Annotated in this window: 18 protein-coding genes; 7 read left to right on the plus strand and 11 right to left on the minus strand. The window is 61.6% G+C overall.

Going from position 1 to position 21,752, the window contains the following annotated elements:
* Window positions 1–98 precede the first annotated feature (98 nt).
* The 4 genes from SynA1528_RS03365 to SynA1528_RS03380 are packed head-to-tail and all read left to right on the plus strand — an operon-like array spanning window position 99 to window position 4,085.
* Entirely contained in the window at window positions 99–1,238 is a 1,140-nt protein-coding gene (locus SynA1528_RS03365) for a Re/Si-specific NAD(P)(+) transhydrogenase subunit alpha (RefSeq protein WP_186587693.1), read from the plus strand.
* Window positions 1,238–1,534, plus strand: coding sequence for an NAD(P) transhydrogenase subunit alpha part 2 (locus SynA1528_RS03370; protein ID WP_186587694.1), 297 nt, complete (start codon window positions 1,238–1,240; stop codon window positions 1,532–1,534). The genes SynA1528_RS03365 and SynA1528_RS03370 overlap by 1 nt, the downstream gene beginning before the upstream one ends.
* Entirely contained in the window at window positions 1,534–2,958 is a 1,425-nt protein-coding gene (locus SynA1528_RS03375; protein ID WP_186587695.1) for an NAD(P)(+) transhydrogenase (Re/Si-specific) subunit beta, read from the plus strand. The genes SynA1528_RS03370 and SynA1528_RS03375 overlap by 1 nt, the downstream gene beginning before the upstream one ends.
* A gap of 2 nt (window positions 2,959–2,960) precedes the next feature.
* Entirely contained in the window at window positions 2,961–4,085 is a 1,125-nt protein-coding gene (locus SynA1528_RS03380; protein ID WP_502707720.1) for a YheT family hydrolase, read from the plus strand.
* 25 nt (window positions 4,086–4,110) lie between these two features.
* Here the strand turns inward: SynA1528_RS03380 and SynA1528_RS03385 are convergent, their stop codons facing one another.
* The 3 genes from SynA1528_RS03385 to SynA1528_RS03395 all read right to left on the minus strand — a co-directional run bounded on the left by SynA1528_RS03385 (window position 4,111) and on the right by SynA1528_RS03395 (window position 6,978).
* Entirely contained in the window at window positions 4,111–5,211 is a 1,101-nt protein-coding gene (locus tag SynA1528_RS03385; RefSeq protein ID WP_286187886.1) for a fatty acid desaturase, read from the minus strand.
* Window positions 5,212–5,392: 181 nt separating this feature from the next.
* Window positions 5,393–5,737 (minus strand): (2Fe-2S) ferredoxin domain-containing protein, encoded by a 345-nt coding sequence (locus tag SynA1528_RS03390; protein WP_186587698.1) that lies wholly within the window; start codon window positions 5,735–5,737, stop codon window positions 5,393–5,395.
* Complete coding sequence (locus SynA1528_RS03395) at window positions 5,734–6,978, minus strand: 1-deoxy-D-xylulose-5-phosphate reductoisomerase (protein WP_186587699.1); 1,245 nt, start codon at window positions 6,976–6,978, stop codon at window positions 5,734–5,736. The genes SynA1528_RS03390 and SynA1528_RS03395 overlap by 4 nt, the downstream gene beginning before the upstream one ends.
* A 79-nt stretch (window positions 6,979–7,057) precedes the next feature.
* Between SynA1528_RS03395 and SynA1528_RS03400 the strand changes: the two genes are divergently transcribed.
* Window positions 7,058–8,377 carry a sodium-dependent transporter gene (locus SynA1528_RS03400; protein WP_186587700.1) on the plus strand — a complete coding sequence of 440 codons (1,320 nt, stop codon included), beginning with the start codon at window positions 7,058–7,060 and terminating at the stop codon, window positions 8,375–8,377.
* 5 nt (window positions 8,378–8,382) lie between these two features.
* Here SynA1528_RS03400 and SynA1528_RS03405 read toward each other — a convergent pair whose 3' ends face one another.
* The 4 genes from SynA1528_RS03405 to SynA1528_RS03420 are packed head-to-tail and all read right to left on the minus strand — an operon-like array spanning window position 8,383 to window position 14,311.
* Window positions 8,383–8,613 carry a hypothetical protein gene (locus tag SynA1528_RS03405; protein ID WP_186587701.1) on the minus strand — a complete coding sequence of 77 codons (231 nt, stop codon included), beginning with the start codon at window positions 8,611–8,613 and terminating at the stop codon, window positions 8,383–8,385.
* 34 nt (window positions 8,614–8,647) lie between these two features.
* On the minus strand, window positions 8,648–10,135 hold the full coding sequence (gene cysS / locus SynA1528_RS03410; protein WP_502707722.1) for a cysteine--tRNA ligase: 1,488 nt from the start codon (window positions 10,133–10,135) through the stop codon (window positions 8,648–8,650).
* A 40-nt stretch (window positions 10,136–10,175) separates the two neighbouring features.
* The gene (polA, locus tag SynA1528_RS03415) at window positions 10,176–13,121 is read right to left on the minus strand and encodes a DNA polymerase I (RefSeq protein WP_186587702.1); all 2,946 of its coding nucleotides are present in this window, start codon (window positions 13,119–13,121) and stop codon (window positions 10,176–10,178) included.
* Window positions 13,122–13,144: 23 nt separating this feature from the next.
* Window positions 13,145–14,311, minus strand: coding sequence for an efflux RND transporter periplasmic adaptor subunit (locus tag SynA1528_RS03420; RefSeq protein ID WP_286187887.1), 1,167 nt, complete (start codon window positions 14,309–14,311; stop codon window positions 13,145–13,147).
* Window positions 14,312–14,363: 52 nt separating this feature from the next.
* Between SynA1528_RS03420 and ychF the strand changes: the two genes are divergently transcribed.
* Window positions 14,364–15,455, plus strand: a complete 1,092-nt coding sequence (gene ychF, locus SynA1528_RS03425) for a redox-regulated ATPase YchF (protein WP_186587703.1) — start codon at window positions 14,364–14,366, stop codon at window positions 15,453–15,455.
* A 475-nt stretch (window positions 15,456–15,930) separates the two neighbouring features.
* On the opposite strand, the gene SynA1528_RS03430 is transcribed toward ychF, so the two are convergent.
* Entirely contained in the window at window positions 15,931–17,142 is a 1,212-nt protein-coding gene (locus SynA1528_RS03430) for an MFS transporter (protein ID WP_502707723.1), read from the minus strand.
* 65 nt (window positions 17,143–17,207) lie between these two features.
* Here SynA1528_RS03430 and SynA1528_RS03435 point away from each other — a divergent pair, with 65 nt between their 5' ends.
* Window positions 17,208–18,848, plus strand: a complete 1,641-nt coding sequence (locus SynA1528_RS03435; protein WP_286187888.1) for an alpha/beta hydrolase — start codon at window positions 17,208–17,210, stop codon at window positions 18,846–18,848.
* Here the strand turns inward: SynA1528_RS03435 and SynA1528_RS03440 are convergent.
* The 3 genes from SynA1528_RS03440 to SynA1528_RS03450 are packed head-to-tail and all read right to left on the minus strand — an operon-like array spanning window position 18,842 to window position 21,733.
* On the minus strand, window positions 18,842–19,861 hold the full coding sequence (locus SynA1528_RS03440) for an ABC transporter permease (RefSeq protein ID WP_186587705.1): 1,020 nt from the start codon (window positions 19,859–19,861) through the stop codon (window positions 18,842–18,844). The genes SynA1528_RS03435 and SynA1528_RS03440 overlap by 7 nt on opposite strands.
* The gene (locus tag SynA1528_RS03445; RefSeq protein ID WP_286187889.1) at window positions 19,861–21,417 is read right to left on the minus strand and encodes an ABC transporter substrate-binding protein; all 1,557 of its coding nucleotides are present in this window, start codon (window positions 21,415–21,417) and stop codon (window positions 19,861–19,863) included. The genes SynA1528_RS03440 and SynA1528_RS03445 overlap by 1 nt, the downstream gene beginning before the upstream one ends.
* A gap of 22 nt (window positions 21,418–21,439) precedes the next feature.
* Window positions 21,440–21,733, minus strand: a complete 294-nt coding sequence (locus SynA1528_RS03450; protein ID WP_502707724.1) for a DUF8657 domain-containing function — start codon at window positions 21,731–21,733, stop codon at window positions 21,440–21,442.
* Window positions 21,734–21,752: the final 19 nt, after the last annotated feature.

Genomic DNA, 21,752 nt, shown 5'->3' on the forward strand with positions numbered 1-21,752 from the left:
AGCCAGGGCCGTTGATTGGCCTCTGCATTCTTCAGAAAAGTTCCGGGTCACCAGAAGGCGACCTTCTAATCTCAGGCCGGTCGGTGGTTGTCCTCGTCTTGCCCAGACTTCTAATACCGGTGGAGTCGACACCGGGGGAAACCCGGGTCGCGGCAACGCCCGACACGGTGAAGAAATTCATGTCCTTCGGCTGCGATGTTTCCTTGGAGCGCGGAGCCGGTACGTCGTCCGGATATCTCGATCAGGCCTATGCCGATCAGGGTGCGCAGTTGATCGACCCCGGTGATGCTGCCGGGTGGTCCCAGGCCGACATCCTTCTCTGTGTTCAACCGCCCTCCGCGGCCAGCCTGGCTCGCCTGCGGCAGGGTGCCTTGGTGGTGGGTTTGCTCTCCCCTTATGCCAACGAGGAGCTGACAGCAACCCTGAAGCACGGCGCGCTCTCGGCCATGGCCCTGGAGCTGTTGCCCCGAATCAGCCGAGCGCAGTCAGCGGATGCCCTCTCGTCTCAGGCCAACATCGCCGGTTACAAGTCGGTGCTCCTCGCCTCAGCGGCCCTCGACCGCTATTTCCCCATGTTGATGACCGCCGCAGGCACGGTGCAGCCGGCCAAGGTGGTGATTCTTGGTGCTGGTGTGGCGGGCCTTCAGGCGGTGGCCACAGCACGCCGTCTCGGCGCTGTGGTCTACGTCAGCGACATCAGGCCCGCGGTCAAGGAACAGGTCGAATCCCTCGGTGCTCGTTTCATCGTGCCCCCTGAAATGGAGGACAAGCCCGCGGAATCCGGCGGCTACGCCAAGCAGGCCTCCGATGCGTTCCTGGCGGCCCAACGGCAGCAGCTTTCTGATCAGCTGGCTGAAGCGGACGTGGCCATCTGCACGGCTCAGGTGCCTGGACGCCGCGCACCGCGTCTGATCAGTGAGGACATGCTCGATCGCATGCGCCCCGGAGCCGTGGTGGTGGACCTGGCGGTGGCCCAGGGCGGCAACTGCGCCGACACCGTTCCCGGTGAGACCGTGGACCGTAAGGGTGTGAAGCTGATCGGAGGCAACGATCTCCCCTGCAGCGTGCCCAACCACGCCAGTGCGCTCTATGCGCGCAATCTGGTGGCTCTGCTGGAGCCCACCCTTAAGGACGGTGATCTCAAGCTCGACCTCGAGGATGAGTTGATCGCCGGTTGTCTTGTGGCCCATGACGGCAGCATCCGTCGCGGCGATGTTCTTACCCCTGGAGCGAGCTGATGTTGGTTGAATTCCTCTGGGTGCTGCTTCTCGGCAGCCTTCTCGGCCTTGAGCTCATCGGCAAGGTGCCTCCCACCCTGCACACGCCGCTGATGAGCGGCGCCAATGCCATCTCCGGAATCACGGTTCTAGCCGCGCTCACCCTGATGATCAAGGCCGGTGACAACACGGTGTTGCTGGTGCTGGGTGCCGTGTCTCTCGGTTTCGCTCTGTTCAATGTGATCGGTGGCTTCCTGGTCACCGACAGGATGCTGGCCATGTTCAGCCGTAAGCCCGCCCGCAAGGAGAACCGCTGATGTCCGTTTCGCTGATCCTCAAATACGCGATCGAACTGGTTGCGGTTCTGCTGCTGGCCCTGGGCATCAAGGGCCTCTCCAAGGTGCGCTCGGCCCGCGGTGCCAATCAGCTGGCCGCCGTGGCCATGGCCCTGGCGGTGCTCGGGTTGCTGATTAATTACGCCGGTGATGGTGGAATTGCCGCCAGCGCCTGGATCTGGATCATCGCCGGCACCCTGGCTGGTGGAATCCTCGGTGCCATCACGGCGCAACGGGTCCCGATGACCTCCATGCCGGAGACCGTCGCCCTGTTCAACGGCTGCGGCGGGATGTCCTCTTTGCTGGTGGCCCTCGGCGTTGCGCTGTTCCCAGAAGCCGGTGGTTCAGATCTGGTGGCGGTCGTGTCGATCGTCGTGTCTGTGTTCGTTGGTGCGATCACCTTCACGGGTTCGATCGTGGCCATGGCCAAGCTTCAGGGCTGGCTTTCCACACCGGCCTGGATGCAGAGCCGCCTGCGCCATGCGGTGAACATTGCCCTGGCGGTGCTCTCCCTGGTGGCAGCGGTCAAGTTGATTGCCTCCGGCGAGGGGGGCCAGGGTCTGTGGTTGCTGGTGATTGGCTCAGGTCTGCTCGGCGTCGGCGTGACGCTGCCCATCGGTGGTGCCGATATGCCGGTGGTGATCTCTCTGCTGAACAGTTATTCCGGTGTCGCGGCGGCCGCGGCTGGCTTCGTTGTCGGGAGTCAGCTGTTGATCGTGGCCGGGGCCATGGTCGGGGCCGCCGGTTTGATCCTCACCCAGGTGATGTGCGATGGCATGAATCGCTCGCTGGTGTCGGTGCTGTTCGGTGGGGCTCTGGGGGCTTCATCCGGTGGCGGCGGTGGTGGCGGGGAATACACCAACATCACCAGCTGCAGTGCCGAGGAATGTGCACTCACCCTCGAGGCCGCTGAGCGGGTGATCATTGTTCCCGGCTATGGCCTGGCGGTGGCCCAGGCCCAGCACACCCTGCGCGAGGTGACCCGCGTGCTGGAAAGCGCCGGCGTCGATGTGGCCTACGCCATTCACCCTGTGGCTGGCCGGATGCCCGGCCACATGAACGTGCTGCTGGCCGAGGCCGATGTGCCCTATGAGCAGCTCAAGGAAATGGATCAGATCAACCCTGAGTTTCCCGCCACCGATGTGGTGCTGGTTCTTGGGGCCAACGACGTGGTTAATCCCCAGGCCAAGAACGATTCCAGTTCCCCGCTCTACGGCATGCCTGTTCTCGATGTTCAGGAAGCCCGCACGGTGTTTGTCGTGAAGCGCGGCATGAGTGCTGGCTACTCGGGCATCAAGAACGATCTGTTTGAACTGGCGAACACCTCGATGGTGTTCGGTGATGCCAAGAAGGTGCTTGGCGATCTGCTCACGGAACTCAAGGATCTCGGACTGGGCAAGAAGTGATTGTGCCTGGATCGAACGACCCCCGGTTGCTGCAGCAGCTGGGGGTTGAATCGTTTCAGCAGCGCCTTCCCTGGATCGGTGGAGATCTGCAGACCCTGAGGGACACCCTCAGACCCGTGGAGCTGCCCACCGATCGGGGGGATCCCGTTCAGATTTCAGTGCCGGCCCTGGCCAGTGGGGCTGCCGAACCTGGCGAACTGCTGGCCTATCTGGATCGTCCTCTTGGCGATGGTGATGCTGACTCACCACCAGCGCCGAAGGCCTTGGTGGTGGTCTTGCATGGGTTAGGGGGCTCCAGCCGCCGAGAGGGACTGCGCCGCCTGACCCTCAGCCTGCAAGGGGCCGGGTTTGCTGTATTGCGGCTGAATCTGCGTGGTGCCGACCCTGGCCGCCATTTGGCTGGCGGCACCTACGCAGCCGCTTGCAACAGTGATCTGCTGCCGGTGCTGGAGCGGGCTCGGCATCTGGCTGCGGCATTGGCGCGGGAGGCCGGCCGCGCAAAGCCATTGCCGCTTTGGGGCGCGGGAATCTCCCTGGGGGGAACGATGCTGCTGAATGCCTGTCTTGATCAGAGAGGCGCCCTGGATGCCTTGTTTTGTGCCAGCAGCCCGCTGGACCTGGCCGCCTGCAGCGCGTCGATTGAACGGCCGCGCAACCGCATCTATCAACGTTGGCTGTTGCAGCGATTGGTGCGCCAGACCCTCGCCGATCCCTTCGGTGTGACGGCTCTTGAGGAGCAGCAGCTTCGGGACGATCCGCCAGGGTCGATTCGCGCTTTTGATGCTGCTGTCACCGCGCCGCGTTGGGGCTTTGCCTCAGTGGAGGATTACTACGTTGGTGCATCTCCTCTGCCACGGTTGATCACGTCATTGAAGCTCCTGCCACCCACGTTGTTGCTGCAGGCTCTTGATGATCCCTGGGTCCCTGCCGACTCAGCGATCCAATTGCAGGCCTCATTGGCTGAACGTCAACTGTCAGGGCCAGAGCAGACGCTTCAGATTCAGTTGACAGCCCGAGGTGGGCACAACGGATTTCATTCACCCGGTGACAATCTCATCCACGGCTGCTGGTCGGATCGCTTGGCGTGCGCCTGGTTCAACGGCAGACTTTCGTGGAACAAGACTTGAATCAAGTTATTGAATTCAATCATTCTCAGTAATAGAAAGCCCGATCCGATGGGTTTTGATAAACAGCACCACCACAAGCTGTAGCAACGCGCCACAGAGCTTTGTGAATCGGGGTTGAGTCGTAGCGAACCAGGTGGGGGAAGCGCTGTCTCAAGAGGGCTGTTCCTTTCCAGGCGTTGTAGTGGGGGATCGCAGAATTCACGTGGTGGCAAACGTGGGTTGAGCCGATGCCGTGATGCAGAAAATTCACAACAGGACCGTAGGGTCGATCCACTGTCTGAAGTGCACCTTTTGCCCAGGTCCAAGTTTCATTTGAGAAATGGGGAATATTGCGGTCTGTATGTTGCAACCAGGTGTAAGTCGTGAGCCAGACATTGATCACGAGGTAGGGGAGCCCGTAGAGACAGGCGATCCTTGCAAGGGAAAAGTGGATCGATGCCCATACGAGAAGGCAGATCGTCGCGACCAAACCAAGGTTCGAACGCACCATGAATTTGCGGAACGAATCAGGAAACAAGTCGCGTTTGCCGTTTTTAAAGGGTGCACCATTCCAGAAGTGAGAGGTGGGGAAGCCATGATCCTCGCCACCCGTTGCGCCGAGGAATAAATACAGCTGCCAGCCAATGATCAGGTGATTGAACAGGGAAACCAGGCCAAACACACGCGTGTCAAGTTTGCGTTTCAGTCCTTCTGTCGCTTGTCCTTGGGGAGAGCTTTCTCTGGGAGGGACGTGGGTTTCTCCACCTTCAAGATGGTTGCAATGGGCGTGGTGAACAGCGTGACTGCGAACCCAGCTGTAGTACGGAACCAGTAGTGCACTGTGCAGAACAAAACCCACGACGCCTTCGATCCGTCTGTTGGGATGGAAAGCGTTATGGCCACACTCGTGGGCCAGGACCCAGCAACCCATGGCAATGGTGCCTGTAACGGCGCCGTAGAGAATCCAGAGCGGGAGGGCCGAGAGGGTGAGAGGGATGGTTGTGCCAATGCCAACCGCTGCAATGGAGAGACCAACCGACATCACCAGGCTGCCCCAGGCTTTGACGGGATTGAATTGAGTCAGCTCGGCCGGAAGAGCGCTCAAAAGCTCGGCTTTGCTCGGATAGATCGTTGCTTTATCAATCAACGTGTCAGCGGTTTGTTGTCGCGCTCTTATGGGATTTGTAAGTGTCAAATGAAGAATAGCGCTAGGGCGACGCCGACTGATTTTAGATTTCATTAAGACTCTAGACGATGGGTTTCGCGGCTGTGGCTAGCAGGGGAAGCCCATCATTGAGTTGACTGAACTGAGCCAGGTGCAGGGACGTTTAGTTGGCTTGGAAAGGAGTTGTTTTATAAATCCACTCCTGCACCGGTTTCTGTTGGATGATGTGTTGATCAATGATGCATTCGATCTTGTCGATCGTGACATCGGCATACCAGATACCGTCTGGCCAAACCAAAAGAATCGGTCCCTTTTCGCAGACCCTCAGGCAGTCAACTTTGCTTCTTAGAACAAGTCCTTCCGGTCGGTCTTGCTTCTCAAGACCAAGCTCCCTGATCAGCCTTTTAAGTTCATTCCACGTTGCTAAACCCTCGTTCGGATCGCAGCACTTTGCTTTGGTTGGTGTGGCGCAAAGCAGCAGGTGATGGCTGACCCGATTCGCGTTCATGCCGCCAGGGCGACCGAAGGAAGTCGAGTCGTGCCGCGCTTGACCTGTTCCCTTACAGCCAGACGCGCCCACTGATCAACGGCCAGCACGTCATCAAGCTGGGGATGGCTGATCAGATCCGATTTATGGTGTTCGCAGGCGGCCTCGATCACCTCAGGGATGTCGAGGAAGTGGATTTTTTCCTCAAGGAATTGGGCGACCGCTTCTTCGTTAGCAGCATTCATCACTGCAGGCATCGTGCCGCCGGCGCGCCCCGCCGCGTAGGCCAGTTGCATGCAGGGGTATTTGGCGGGATCGGGAGCCCGGAACGTGAGTTGCCCCACTTCCGTGAGATCCAGCCGACGCCACGGGGTCTCCAATCTGGATGGCCAACTCAGGCAATACAAGATTGGCAACTTCATGTCGGGCCACCCGAGTTGGGCCAGGACGGAGGAATCCGCCAGTTCGATCATCGAGTGGATGATGCTCTGGGGGTGGATCACGATTTCGATGTGGTCGTAATCCAAGCCGAACAGATAGTGGGCTTCGATCACTTCAAGCCCTTTGTTCATCAGCGAGGCTGAATCCACCGTGATCTTGCGTCCCATGCTCCAGTTGGGATGGCTGGTGGCATCGGCCACGGTGGCGTTCTCAAGATCTTCCGCCTTCCAGTCGCGGAAGGCTCCACCGGAGGCCGTGAGCTGAATCCGCCGCAAGCCAGGGGTGGGGACACCGGTGGAGAGCCGGGCGTTCTCGGCCCAGGGGGTTCCCTGCAGGCACTGGAAGATGGCCGAGTGTTCCGAGTCCGCCGGCAGCAGCCTGCTGCCGCTCTTCTTGAGTTCCGGCAGCACAACAGGACCAGCTGCGATCAACGTCTCCTTGTTGGCCAGGGCCAGATCCTTGCCAGCCCGGATGGCGGCCAGGGTTGGCAGCAGGCCGGCGCAGCCGACAATGCCGGTGACCACCAGATCAGCGCTGTCCCAAGACGCTGCGATGTTCAGGCCATCGGGACCGCCCACAAGCTGAGGGCACTTTCGATCGCTGCCGAGAGCATCGAGCCGCTGCTGCAGCTCCGGCAGAAGATCAGCATTGGCAAGGGCCACCAGCTCGGGCTGGTGACGTTGGATCTGCTGCACCAGCAGGTCCAGGTTCCGCCCTGCCGTAAGCGCCACGACGCGGAACTGTTCGGGGAATTCCTCGGCGATCTGAAGGGTCTGGGTACCGATCGAGCCCGTGGAGCCCAGCACGCTGATGGCTTTCACGCTGATGCGGCAGTTGGACCAAGTCTCCCACCAAGGGCGGCGAACGCTGGCAAGCTGGCCCACAGCATGTACCAAGCCTGTGGCAAAGGAGCAGTGGCGGTCTGGGCTTGGCTTTGTATTAGCCGCAGCCGGCAGCGCCGTCGGCCTCGGCAACCTCTGGGGATTTGCCTATCGCGCCTCCCAGGGTGGCGGAGGTGCCTTTCTGTTTCTCTACCTGCTGATTGTGCTCGTGGTCTGTCTGCCCGTGCTGGTGGCGGAGATGGTGCTGGGTCGCAGTACAGGCAGCAGCCCATTGCTCGCTCCCGTGAACGCCGGAGGCAGGCTGTGGCGACCGATGGGTTGGCTGTTCGTGCTGGCCGCCAGTGGCATCCTGGCGTTCTATGCGGTCCTGATGGGCTGGACCGGTGCCACCCTGGTCCAGACCCTGAGTCAGGGCCTGCCGAGCGATATCGATGCCGCCGAAGCCTTTTTTGCGGGCCTCAGCGGTGGGCGTTCTGCGCTGATCGGTCAGTTGCTCAGCTTGGCGGTCACCGGCGCGGTGGTGGCCGCTGGCATACGGGGAGGGATCGAGCGCTTGTCCCGCTGGGGCTTGCCGCTGTTGTTCGTTCTGCTGATCGGTCTTGCGATCTGGGCTTCTGGCCTCGACGGTGCTGCGGAGGGCTACCGCACCTTCCTGTTGCGCTGGGACAGTGCCGAGCTGACCAACCCCACCACGATCCGTAACGCCTTCACCCAGGCCTTTTTCTCCATCGGCACGGGCATTGGCTGCATCCTTGCTTATTCCGCCTATCTGGATCGAGAGGCACGCTTGCCCCGAGAGGCGGCGGCGGTGGTCGGTATGGACACAGCCGTGGGCATCGTTGCCGGCATGGTCACCTTTCCGGTGGTGATGAGCTTTGGGCTGCAGGAGGTGATCAGTGGATCCACCCTGGGGACCATCTTCATCGCCCTGCCGACAGGGCTCGCTTCCCTCGGTGCCGGCGGGCAGGTGGTGGCGGTGCTGTTCTTTGCCCTGGCCCTGATCGCAGCTCTCACATCGGCGGTGTCCCTGTTGGAGGTGCCTGTGGCCTGTCTGATGGAGCAGCTGTCGTGGAGCCGGACGCGGGCTGTCTGGGTGTCCACAGCGCTGATCTTCGTGGCTGGCCTCCCCGCCGCGACATCCATGGCCGTGCTGGGTTGGATGGACTCCGTCTTCGGTGGCTTGCTGCTGATCCTGGGCGGCCTGCTGCTGGCGCTGCTGCTGGGTTGGGTTGTCCCTGGTCGGTTTCGGAAGGATCTGAGTGAGTCCTCAACACCGCTGCTGCAGCAAAGACTTCTGCTGGTGATGCTGCGCTGGGTGTCTCCCCCAGTGGTTGCCACCGGTCTGGTGATCAGTGTGGTGGATCTGTTGAAGGGCTGATTCCTTCAGGCCTTCGGGTCGGGCTTGTCTTTCATCAGCTCCTGCATCTTGCGGATCCGAGCCAGCATCTTGGTCCACACCTCAAGCCGCCAGACCTCCTCCGCATCGCCACCACCGGCGATCTGGGCCTGGGCTGACAGCTTGGCGTCGAGATCCTCCCCGGCTTCGAACGCCTTCATCATCTCCATCTCCAGCTTGGCGGTCTCCATGAAATTGAGGCGCTTCAGCCAGAGCATGGGGAACGTGGATGGGACCGTCAGTCTGCCCTTCTCAGCTGCGAATCCATTCGGTGATGCCACCGGGTTTATCGATCAGCTCAATTCCCTTGGTCGTCAGCTCGTTGCGGATCCGGTCGGCTTCGGCGTAGTCCTTGGCCGCTTTGGCGGCCTGACGGGCAGCAATCGCTGCATCGATCGCCGCGTCATCCAGGTCGGATTGCGCCGCGGCTTCTCCACGCAACCCCAGCACGACTGCCAGTGCTCGCAGCAGCGTCCAACGGTGCGCAAGGCTTCTGATCTCCGTTTCGGGCAGTTCGGCGTCATCCCCTCGCTCGAGTCTGTTGGCCAGCGCTCGCAGGGGTTTGGCCAGCTCGAACAACACTGCCAGTGCCCCTGAGCTGTTGAGGTCGTCCTCCATCGAAGCGATGAACTGCTGCTCAAGGGCCTGAAGCGTCTCATCGTCGGGACTGGTCTGCGGGCCGATGGCGCCCTCAGGCAAAGCCGATGAACTGGGCCAGCCGAGCTGGTCACCATGGCGCTCACCCAGGCTCAAAGCAGCATTGAGTCCTTTCCATCCGGTGGCTGCGGCTTCGAGGGCCTCCGCCGTGAAGTCGAGCGGTTTGCGGTAGTGGGCCTGCAGCACGAACAGTCGCAGGGTCATGGGAGACACACCGCTCTCCAACAGAGCACGAATGGTGGTGAAGTTGCCGAGCGACTTGCTCATCTTCTGGCCGCCGACGTTCACCATGCCGTTGTGCATCCAGACGCGGGCAAGCTCCTGGCCCGTGGCGGCCTCGGACTGGGCGATTTCGTTTTCGTGGTGCGGAAAGACCAGGTCGGCTCCACCCAGGTGGATGTCGATCGTGTCCCCCAATTCCGCTCGCACCATGGCTGAGCACTCGATGTGCCAGCCGGGGCGTCCTTCTCCCCAGGGGGAGGGGAAGCTGGGCTCTCCGGGTTTGGCCCCTTTCCAGAGGGCGAAATCAAAGGGGTGCTGCTTGCGCGCCTCTTCTGCATCGGCAACCCGGCCGGCGGCGTTGTCCTGCTGCTCACTGAGATCGCGGCCGCTGAGTTTGCCGTAGCCGGCGTGCTTCATCACCGCGAAATACACATCCCCGTCAGCGCTGTAGGCCGCACCCTTCGCTTCCAGTTCGCCGATCAGTGCGCGGATGCCATCGAGGCACTGGGTGGCACGAGGCATGCGGTCGGGCCGCAGGATGCCAAGGGCGTCCATGTCCTGATGGAAGGCATCGATGTTGCGCTCGCTCACTTCCGTCATCGAGCTGTTTTGCTCCGCAGCCCGTTTGAGGATCTTGTCGTCGATATCGGTGAAGTTCTGAACAAAGGTCACCTCAAGCCCCCGCCAGATCAGAAATCGACGCAGAACATCCCAGTTGATGTAGCTGCGGGCATGGCCCAGGTGGCACAGGTCGTAGACCGTCACGCCGCAGCAGTAGATGCTGGCCTTGCCAGGCGTCAGCGGAGTGAACGGCTCAGTGCGGCGGGTGAGGGTGTTGGTGAGCCGCAGGGACACAGCCATTCAGAAGCTGCGGCTGAGGCTACGGCGTCCTTCGCTGAGACTATTTCGCTTCCATCCAGTCGGCGCCGACGCCGGTTTCCGCCACCAGCGGCACACTGAGCTGGACCGCATTTTCCATGGTCTGAACCACGAGATCCCGGGCGGCATCCAGGGCGCTGGGTTCCACTTCCAGCACCAGTTCGTCATGGACCTGCAGCAACAGTCGAGCTGGGAGCCCTTGACTCTTCAATGCAGCCTGCAGCTGAACCATGGCCACTTTGATGATGTCGGCACTGGATCCCTGAATCGGAGCATTCGCTGCGGCCCGCAGTTGCTGGGCTTCCATGCCGCCCCGGCGGGCCACATCCAGATCGATCTCCAGGGGATCCTTGCCCAGCAGCCGTCCCAGACCATTGCGGTCGAAGTGGAACGGACGGCGCCGTCCGAGGATCGTTTCCACGTAGCCGCGGCTGAGGGCCAGGCGTTCCTGCAATTCCAGGAAGGCAAAAACCTTTGGATAGCGCTGTTTGTATTTGGCCAGGAACTCTTTGGCGTCGCTCTGGCTCACGCCGGTTTCCCGAGCGAAGCGCTGGGCGCCCATGCCATAGATCACACCGAAGTTGATGGTCTTGCCCAGGCGTCGCTCGTCTGGGCTGACGTCGTCTTTCTCCAGCAGCAGCCGCGCGGTGATTGCATGGACGTCATCGCCGCTGCGGTAGGCCTCCTGCAGCACCTCCTCCCCTGACAGGTGGGTGAGGATGCGCAGTTCGATCTGGGAGTAGTCGGCGCTGAGCAGCGTCCAGCCTTCCTGGGGCAGAAAGGCCTTGCGGATGCGCCGGCTGTACTCGGTGCGCACCGGGATGTTCTGCAGGTTCGGGTTGCTGCTGCTGAGCCGCCCTGTGGCCGTCACGGCCTGGTTGAAGTCCGTGTGCACCCGCCCTGTTTCCGCTTCCACCAGTTGCGGCAGGGCATCGATGTACGTGCTCTTGAGCTTGCTGAGCACCCGGTGCTCCAGCACCAGGGGAACCACGGCGTGATCATCCCCGAGCTTCTCCAGCACCGTGGCATCGGTGCTGTAACCGGTCTTGGTGCGGCGGGATTTCCTGCGATCCAGGCCAAGGGTGTCGAACAGCAATTCCCCCAGCTGTTTGGGAGAGGCCAGGTTGAAATCCACGCCGGCCGCTTCCTTGGCATCGGCTTCCAGACGCTCGAGGGTGGCGCCCATCTCCGTGGAGAGTTCCTGGAGATAGGGCACATCAATGCGGATGCCGGTGGATTCCATCTCCGCCAGCACTGGTTCCAGGGGCTGTTCCACCTGCTCGAGCAGCGTCAGCAACTGCGGCCCCATGGCGAGGAGCTGGCTGTGCAGCAGCAGGGCCAGGCGTCGGGTGATGTGCACGTCCATGGCGCAGTACTGGGTGGCGGCCTCCAGGGGCACATCGGCAAAGGTCTGTTTCTTGCCCACCAGATCGCTGTAGGCGGTTGGTTGGAAGCCGAATTCCCGTTCCGCCATCAATTCCAGGCCATGTTTGGCGGCGGCATCGCGCAGGTAATCCGCCAGCAGCGTGTCCATCACCACGCCGCCGAGGGCCAGCCCATGGCGCAGCAGGATCAAGCGATCGAACTTGGCGTTCTGCAGCGTCTTGGGGTGGTCCTTGCTGGCGAGCCAAGGGGCGATGGCGGTCACGACGTCCTCCAGAGGCAGCTGAATCGGTTGGCTGTCAGCGCTTCCGTTGTGAGCGAGCGGGATGTAAGCCAGGGCGTCGAGCTCCTCACCCCAGCAGACGCCGATGCCCACCAATTCGGCTTTAAACGGGTTGAGATCGGTGGTCTCCGTGTCCAGAGCCACCGGCGACCCGGCATCGGTGCAGCGCATCAGTCGCTGCACCAGCCCCTTCAGAGCAGAGACGTCCTGGATCAGCTGGGGGCGCAGGGCGGGAACGCTGCCAAGCGTCTCCTCCAATCCCGGATCCTCGTTGGTGGCTTTCGGCCTCGACGACGGCTGTGCCGGCGCAGCAGCTTCTGCATTGGCGCCATAGCCCCCTTCCGAGAACGCCGCGACGAATCCACCCACCTGGCGCAGCAGGCTGTTCAACTCCAGGTCCTCCAGACAGGAGCTCAGTCCTTCGGCATTCACCGTCGATAACGGCAGGCTGGGCTCCTGCGGCAGCGGAATGTCCACCAGGATCTCCGCCAGCTTGCGGGAGAGGTAGGCGTTGTCCTTGTCATTGCGGAGCTTGCCCTTCAGGGCACCTTTGATGGCGCCCCGGCTGGCTTTGGGACCTTCCGCCTCCACCGCGTCGAGCGTTTCATACACCGCATCGAGATCGGTGTTCTCCTTCAGCAGGTTGATCGCTGTCTTGGGACCCACGCCGCGAACGCCGGGGATGTTGTCGGAGCTGTCACCGGTGAGGGCCTTGAGGTCCACCACCTTGTTGGGCATCACGCCGAGCTTGCCAAGCACGCCCTCTTCGCGAATCAAGGTCGGGCCGCTGTTCTTGGCGTAGGGGCCACCCCCCATGTACAGCACCGCGATATCGCGGTTGTCATCCACGAGTTGGAACAGATCGCGGTCGCCCGACAGGATGCGAACTCCCCATCCGTCATTGGCTGCGCGGTTGGCCAGGGTTCCGAGCACATCATCGGCTTCAAAGCCCGGCGCCATGCAGAGCGGCAGGTCCAATTGTTGGCGAAGGATCTCCTGAAGTTGATCCAGATCCTGGAAGAACACCTCCGGCGCTACGTCACGGTGAGCCTTGTAATTGGCATCCGCCTTGTGGCGGAAGGTGGGTTCCGCTGTGTCGAAGGCGATGGCCACGCCCTGAGGTTTCAGGGATTTGCCTGTGTCCAGAAGGGACTTGAGGAAGCCGTAGGTGACGCTGGTGGGGCGGCCGTCCTTGGTGGCCAACCCCCCTTCGCCGCCTTTGCTGAAGGCGTAGAAACTGCGGAAGGCCAGGGAATGGCCGTCCACAAGCAGCAGCAGGGGCTTGGTGGAGGCCTCAGGCATGACGGGAACAGAAGTTGAAGGGATCAGTCGCGGCGATCAGCCCAGGGGGGCAGATCAATGAACACGCTTGTTCCCGCTTCGAGGCCTTTCAGGATCGCAGTCTGATCACCGCTGCTGTTGCCCAGTTCCACCTCCTGAAATTCTGGTTTCTGTTGTTCACCCACAAGCAAAACGCCTGGTTTTCCGTCTTCGGTGACGATCGCCACGGTGGGTACCAACGTTTTTGGTGTGCTTCGACCGGTCTGGACGTTGATGTCGGCGGTCATGCCGATCAGCAGCTTGTCCGGTGGATTGACCAGTGCAAGTTTCACTTCGAAGGAGGTGACGTTGTCCTGTTTTTCAGCTCGCGGTGCCACTTCGCTGACCTGAGCTTTGAAACGTTCGTCTGGAAAGGCGTCCACGCGGATTTCTGCGGATTGTCCAGCAGCGATCCGTCCGATGTCGCTTTCGGGAACCCGGGCCGCCACTTCAAGGCCCTTGGAGAGCTCCACGATGGAGGAACTGGTGGCACCTGCGGTGGCGGAGGCTGTGGTTGTAGGGGTGACGAAAGCCCCGGGTTCTGCGTAGCGGGCTGTGATGGTGCCAGCAAATGGGGCACGGATCTGGAGCTCGTCCTGCTCTTCCTCCAGCTGTTCCAATCGCTCACGGGCTGCGATCACCGCTGCCTCGGCGGCGAGCATCTGGAAGCGGACGTCGCTGAAGTCGTCAGCGCTGATCACTCCCGACCTGAACAGGTCTTGACGGCGATCGAAATCCTCCTTGCTGCTGCGGTAGTTCGCCTCGGCCTGGCGCAGCAGCGCCTGGCGTTCCTGCAGGCGGTCATCGATGGCGCCAGGGTCCATCACCGCCAGCAGCTGCCCTTTGCCGATCTCATCCCCTTCATCCACCAGCAGCTGTTCCAGCCGCCCCTGCTGGCGAGGGCTCACATTGACTTTCCGCACGGCCAACAGCTCTCCACTGGCGGTGATCACGCCGGACAGCGCCCCCCGTTCAGCCGTGGCGACGTAGGGAGTCAAGTCACGCTGTCGGCTGCTCCAGGGCCCGAGGCGCATCAACGCGAGACCACCACCGGCAACCGCCAGCACCAGTGCCGCAGTCAGCCATTTGGGTCGGGACCGTTTCTCTGGGGAGGGGACAGAGGGACGGTTGGTCTCCTCTGTGGACTCAGGGTGTCGCAGGGTCTGCAGCATGGGCCCACAAAACTTCACAACAGTCTCGCCGCTGGCCGGTAGATTCCGCCCCATGCTCAAAGCCGGAATTGTCGGCTTGCCCAATGTGGGCAAGTCCACCCTGTTCAACGCTCTGGTGGCCAACGCTCAGGCGCAGGCCGCCAATTTTCCGTTCTGCACCATCGAGCCGAACGTCGGCACGGTGGCAGTACCGGATGAGCGTCTTGATCAGCTCACCAAGCTCAGCAGCAGTCTCGACACCATTCCCACGCGAATGGAATTCGTTGACATTGCAGGGCTGGTGAAGGGTGCCAGTCAGGGAGAAGGTCTGGGCAACAAATTCCTGGCCAACATCCGTGAGGTGGATGCGATCGTTCATGTGATCCGCTGCTTTGAGGATGACGACGTCATCCACGTGTCCGGTTCCGTCGGGCCAGCCAGGGATGCAGAAGTGATCAATCTGGAACTCGGTCTGGCGGATCTGGCGCAGATCGAGAAGCGTCGCGAGCGTCTGAAGAAACAAATGCGCACCAGCAAGGAAGCGCAACAGGAAGACGCAGCTCTGGAGCGGATCCAGGCTGTGTTGGAGGACGGTGGTGCAGCTCGAAGCGTTGCGTTGAGTGAGGAGGAGGCAGTGATGATTAAACCCCTCGGTTTGTTGACTGCGAAGTCGATCATCTATGCCACCAATGTGAGCGAAGAGGATCTCGCTGAAGGCAACGCCTACTGCACCGAAATGATCAACCTGGCGGCCAACGAAGGAGCGGAAACCGTGCGGATTTCAGCCCAGGTGGAAGCGGAGCTGATTGAGCTCGGAGACGATGAGCGTGCTGATTACCTCGAGGGGCTTGGGGTCAGCGAAGGAGGCTTGCAGAGCCTGATCCAGGCAACCTACAGATTGCTGGGACTTCGCACTTACTTCACCACGGGTGAAAAGGAAACCCGGGCCTGGACCTTCAAAGCCGGTATGACAGCTCCACAGGCCGCTGGTGTGATTCACACGGACTTTGAGCGCGGCTTCATCCGGGCTCAGACCATTGGATGGGAGAAGTTAATTGAGGCCGGATCGCTCGCTGAAGCGCGCAACAAAGGATGGTTGAGAAGTGAAGGTAAAGAGTATGTGGTGGATGAAGGCGATGTGATGGAATTCTTGTTTAACGTTTAATTCAATCGAATTCAGCGTTTGAGCTGACTTGTTCCAAGGATTCACTGGGTTGAGATCGTGATCGGGAACGCTTCAAACGATGGATCCACTGGTGGCGGCTGAGTGCGGCAAGCACAAGCAACGCGATGAAGATGCACAGGAAAACCTTCCAGTTTTCATCCGGTGTAGAGGCACTGGATGACCAGTGCAGCATCAGTCGTTTGCCGCGAAGCAATGGATTGACCAGGCTGCACCTAATTTAGAGCGCTTGTTTGGATCTGATGTTTCGTCGCATCACGATGTTCAGCCTGTTGCCGTTGCTGGCGTTGGGCAGTTTTCTGGCCTCCTCGCGGGCTGAGGGGCTGCTGTTCACGCTGCGCAAAGGATCCTTCCTCTCATCTGAGCCCAGTTACGACAGCAAGACCCGTTTGAGTCTTGCGATAGGCGATGTCCTTGTTGCGAGCCCCCCTCTCGAGGAGAAGGGTGAGTTCTGCCACTACCGATTGGTGGATGGTGAGGGGCGACCGTTGGTGCCAGAAACAGCCTGGAGTCCCTGCTTCAGTGTTGACAGGTTGTTTGTTGGACCCTGAACGCTCTCTTTGAAGCGTGGTCTCAAACCCTTTACCAATGGAAGAACAGCAAGGCTGATCCCCGCAACGGCAACCCAGAGCGTCAGTCCATGGCCCTGCTGATCCAGGAGTTTGCCGCCAAGAACTGGAGCTGCGATGGCACTGATCGCGAAGCATTGCGAAAACATCGCCATCGCGAGACCCCGATGTTCTGGCGGGGTTTCCTCCACAACGGCTTCTGTGGCTGTCGGCAGAAATGCCGCCTGGGCGAATGCCATCGGCAGCAAGCCCACCATGACAAGGCCAGTCCCCGAGGAGGTCAAGGCCGACAAGCCGATCAGCAGGCAACCGGCCGCGAAGGACACGAGGCTGAGACTGAGACCGAAGGACACACTGCGTTCCGACAGCCAGCGCCCCACCGGCCACTGCAGCAACACCAGAAGTGTGAGCTGGAAAGCGATCAGGGCGCTGCTGTGACTTTCGCTGAGACCCTGACGTTCCAGGCCCCCTCGGACGAGGTCCAGCGGCAGGGCGCTCTGCTGCAGTGAAAGGACCCCTGTTGCCACCACACTCACCACCAGAACCGGCACCAAGGGCGGCAGCCAGGACAGATCGATTTTTTTTGTTGGCTTGTCTGGATGAACGTTCTCCGGTAACGGTCGTTTGTCCAGCAACGGGTCAACGCTGATCAGGATTAGGACACTGGCCATGCAGATGGCTTCCACGCCGTACACAAGACGCAAATGGCCAAGTGTGGCGGCGATCGTTCCCAGCAAAGCCCCAAGGCCGATCCCGAGGGCATCTGAACTGCGGACCAACGCATACCCGCGGCCGGATGGGAGGATGCCGCAGTTGAGGGGAACAGCCAATTCGATGGCTGGCCAGTACAGACCAGCAGCACTGCCCAACAACAGCTGACCCAGCAGGTAGGCGCTGTACGTGTTGGCCTGAAACAGCATCAGGTCGGCGCTGATGGCCAGGAGTGTCGTGACTCGGATCGGCCAGGAACAGCGCAGGCCGCGATCAAGCAGAGCACCACTCAGCAACCGCACTGCTGTTCCCACCAACGCGGAGACTGCAAGCCCACTTCCCACCTGACTGGCGGAGAAGGCAATGGCGTTGAACACCAGAGGCGTCATGAAGATGACGCCGCCGGCGCCGATCGAGGCCAGCAGCCGTAAACGGGTGACATTTCGCAGGCCTGGTGGAAACTGGTTCCACCACCGCAGAGGATCAGGCGTTGCTGCGCGGACGCTTATCAGGACGATGCCTCGTGATGGGCTTGTTGAGCAGTCTGCTGGCCCTGCAGCAGGCACCGTGGCCCGCGCGATCAGCTGAACGTCTGGAAGTCAGCATTGACGGCATTGTTCTGCCGCTGGATGTCGACGAGCTGGCCGGTTGGGTGAGTTCTGCGGAGGAGTCCCGCTCAGAGCTCGCGACCTGGATGCAGCTGCTGAATGACGAAAGCCGTGAAGGGTTAAGCCGTCTGCTGACGGCTCCAGTGTTGACCAGGCGCAGTTTCGGGCAGCAATTGCTGCGCAGTTGGGCAGCACGTCCGCTGTTGGAGGCCCTGGGAGAGCTGATCCGGCTTGAAGGAGGCGAACCCGTCGACAGTCTGCAGGTGCTGGAGACCCTTGAGCAGTTGTTGATCGAACGGGCAGAGGTCACCACTCTCGACCTGTTGCAGGCTCTTCCTGGGCAGCAGCTGCGGCTCGACCTCGATGCCCTGGTCCTGGCGTCGTCCCGTTGGCGTCAGCAGTTGAAACGTCACCAGGGGTTGCTCCAGGACCTCGGGCGAGAGGCATTGGTCTCGACCGAAACAGAGCCCAGAAACGGTGTCTCCCGTTCCCCGATGCCTGTTCAACAGACAAGGCATCTGATTCGCCTGCCCCATCGTGCTGAGCCCCTCCAGGTGGAGGTCTGGGTCCCTTTTGATCAGCGCCGGGATGGACTTTGGCTGGCCCTCATGCCAGGGCTCGGGGGAAATCCGGAGCACATTTACTGGTTGGCTCGACGGGTGGCGGGTGCTGGCTGGCCCGTTGCCCTGCTGGAGCACCCAGGCAGCGATGCTGTTGCCGTTCAGGCTCTGCTGGAGGGTCGACAACCGTTTGATGGAACAAAAGCTCTGAAGCAACGGCTGCAGGACCTTGCCGGAGTGCTGCAGGCTCAGAAGCTTCAGCAGCTGCCACTCAAGGGAAACCGCGTTGTGCTTGCAGGCCACTCCCTTGGTGCTCTGACTGCGCTGCTCTCGGCTGGAGCGGAGCCTCGCCAGGGCATGGGCGCCCGCTGCCGTCAGGCCCTGAAGGACCTTCCCCTGACCAACCTCTCCCGATTGCTTCAATGCGAGCTGGCGGAGGGCGATGCCCTGCGCTGGGTGGGAGACAAACCGCAACCCGCTGCAGTGGTGGGGCTCAACAGTCTTGGAAGCCTCGTCTGGGCGCCTGGCCCGCCCAGCCAGTGGCCGGTTCCTCTGCTGCTGCTGGGGGGGACGCTGGATCTGATCACGCCTCCCCTGGATGAGCAGGTGGGGGTCTTTTCAGCTCTGGCCAGCCATCCCACCAGCCGCGTTGTGGTTGTGGAGGGCGCCAGTCATTTCTCTCCGATTCGTGTCGGTGAGCCAATGGCAGCGGAGCGGAATGACGATCTGTTCCAGCTGGGCGAAGAGCTCGTCGGGATGGATCCGATCAGCGTTCAGGCCGTCATCGGTTTCGAGGTCATCAACTTCCTTGAGTCGGTTGCTTTAGGGGCTTCAGCCACGGAGACGCAACACTTCAGACGTGGCGACGTGCGTTGGCATCGGTTGAATCGCCAGGCAGCGGCGGATCTGTCCGCCAGGCATCAGTAGCGAATCCTGGGATCGAGGGCAGCCACCAGCAGATCCACGGCCACACTCACCAGCACCACAAGGGCCGCGATGACCACCACGATCCCCTGGACGACGGGATAGTCCCGCTGGTTGATAGCTTCCTGCAGGCGGAGGGCGATGCCTGGCCAGGAAAAGGTCACTTCGATCAGCAGGGCTCCGCCGATCAGAGAAGCCACGGTGATGCCGGCAATGGTGAGCACCGGCAGCAGTGCATTTGGGAGCCCATGGCGCAGCACCACTTGCGTTTCGCTCAGTCCCCGGCTGCGCGCTGCTTCGACGTAGTCACCACGCAGGGTTCGCCGGAGGTTGAGGCGCAGAGCCGTTGTGAAGGTGCCGCTCAGCAGCAGCGCCAGAGTTCCGGCGGGGAGAACTAGGTGTCTGATGGTGCCCCGCAAGGCGGTCCAGTCCAGCGCGACCAGACTGTCCATCAGGTAGAAACCACTGCCCTGAGGAGGCATCAGGCTCGGGGGAAACCGGCCACCCACAGGGAGCCATCCCAAGCTGACGGCGAAGAGCAGCTGCACCAGCATGGCCACCCAGAAGGGCGGTAGGGCGTAGGTGCCGAGGCCGTAGAGACGACCGGCCAGATCGAGCTTTCCCTCCGGACGTGCGATGCCGCTGAAGCCAACGCTGAGGCCGACGACGGCCGCCACAACAAGGGCGACAACACTCAACTCAAGGCTGGCCGGGAGGGTTCGGCTGATGATGCTGCTGACCGGTTCCTGGTTAATCAACCCCTGTCCAAGGTCGCCTTGCACCAGGCCACGCAGGTAGTCCAGGTATTGATCCAGCAGCGATTGATCAAGGCCGAGGCGAGCGCGCATCGCTGCCTTCGCGGCCGCTGGAGCACGGCTCCCCAGCACTGCATCAACAGGGTCCCCTGGGGCAACCCTCAACAGCAGAAACACCAGGGTGGCGATCAGCGAAAGCATGACCGGTGCCAGCCCCAGCCGGGTGGCGCTGTATCGCAGCAGAGCCCGAGCGCGTGCCATCAGGGCAATGTCCTCAGCTGCGACAGGATCAGGTGTCCACTGCCATCGAAGCGTGGCCGTTCAAGGCTGGGTTGGCTCCAGGCGCGGGGTGCTTCCAGCCACACCGGAATGTATGCGGCTCCCGCGGCGGTCATCGCCTCGAGGCGCTGCAACTCCCGGTGCCGTTCCTGCCCCCGTAGGCGATCACTGCGGGTGAGAGCCTCCTGCAATCCTTCGGTGGTCCAGAAACTACCGCTAATGGTCGCTTCCCCCTCCAGGCAGACATCACCTCGGGGGGACGAGCAACTCAGCAGAGGTGTGAGGTAGGCCTCAGGATCCGGATAGCTGCCTCGCCAGTCGAGCATTACTGCTTTGAAGGCTCCTTCTCCGAGCTGGCGGTAGATGGTGGTGGATTCCACCCCATCGAGCTCCAGCACAAGGCAGTCCTGTAAATCGCGCTTGACCTGCGCCTGCCAGGTGAGGGCCAGCAGCTTGTCGGCGGGGACGTTGGAACGGAAGGTCAGGGGAATCCGCAGGGGGTTCCCCTGACAAAATCCCTCCTGGCGCAACAAATCCCGGGCCGCTTCGGGGGCGTGAGCAGGCCAACTGCTTTTGTGCGTTCCCGGGAGGCTGGGGGGAACCAGCGATCGCAGCGGTCGTCGCAGGCCGTAGCTGACCCGCTCGCTGATCTCCTGGCGGTTGATGCTGAGGGCCAGTGCCTGTCTCAGGCGTGGGTTGTTCAGCGGTGCCGCGTTGGAAAGCAGGGTGATGTAGCCGATCTCTGTCGCTGGACCGCTGGCTTCCAGCAGCTCCCCCTGCTGGGCCTGTTGATGCAGAGCATCGCGCTGGTCTTCATCGATGGAGGGTGAGAGAAGCACGTCGACTTCGCCGCTGCGCAAGGCGCCGTAGAGCGCGGTGGAGTTGCTCAGCGTGATCAGATCCAGCCCAGCGTTGGTGGGAGGTTTGCCCCAGTACTCCGCAAATGGCTCGAGGCGCTGGTGGTGCTCACTGAAGTCGCTCAGCCGATAGGGACCCGTGCCAACAAAACGGTTGTGGAGAAAACCATCGCGATGCTGGGCATAGGCCGTTGGCGACAAAGGCGTGAGGTTCACCGAGGTCAGCAGACCCTCGAGGGAGGTGGAGGGGCGACTCAGATGCAGCACGAGTCGATCGACTGCAGCCACCTCAACGGAGCTGATCCGTCCTCCCACCACGTAGCTGAGGGTGCCGATCTCCAGAAAGCGGCGCAGGCTGAAGGCCATGGCCTCAGCGTCGAACGTTGTCCCGTCGTGAAAGCGCACATCCCTGCGCAGAGGAATGGTCACGGTCATGCCGTCGGGGCTGACGATCGGGTCGGCCACGGCAAGTCTCGGGATCAGTTCCCCTCGCTCATCAAGGCTGTAAAGCGGATCCCCCAGGGCACTGAGCAGCTGGATGGTGTTGACGGTGCTGGCCTGGGCGGGGTCCAGGGAACTGATCTTGCCGGCAGAGGCCACCGTGATCCGACCCGTTTCCGTGGTGATGGGCTGACATGCCAGTTGGGCCAGGCCGAGCAGCACGGCACCGAAAGGGGCCAACCAAGACGTGGTCCGCTGTCTGTCAGCAGGCGTCAAGACATTCGGGAGCCGACCTTGCGTATTTAAGCCCGACAGCTGAGATCTGCTGCAAGGACACCTCGAAGACCGGAGATCCCAATTTCGGTTCCATGGGCCAGCGGCGGACCCAGCAGCGGTCATGCTCTCCGTCGACACCGATCACCTGAAATATTCCTGCATCGCTGTGCAGGTTGACCTGATCCCCCTGCTGAATGTCCATGGCAGTTAACGGCTCCAAGAGCCTGCAGCCTTGAACAGCAGCGTCAGCGGTGGCGTTCGACATGAACAGTTCATGCATGGATCAGCAAAAACTGACC

It is taken from the genome of Synechococcus sp. A15-28 (assembly GCF_014280175.1).
GTDB lineage: Bacteria > Cyanobacteriota > Cyanobacteriia > PCC-6307 > Cyanobiaceae > Parasynechococcus.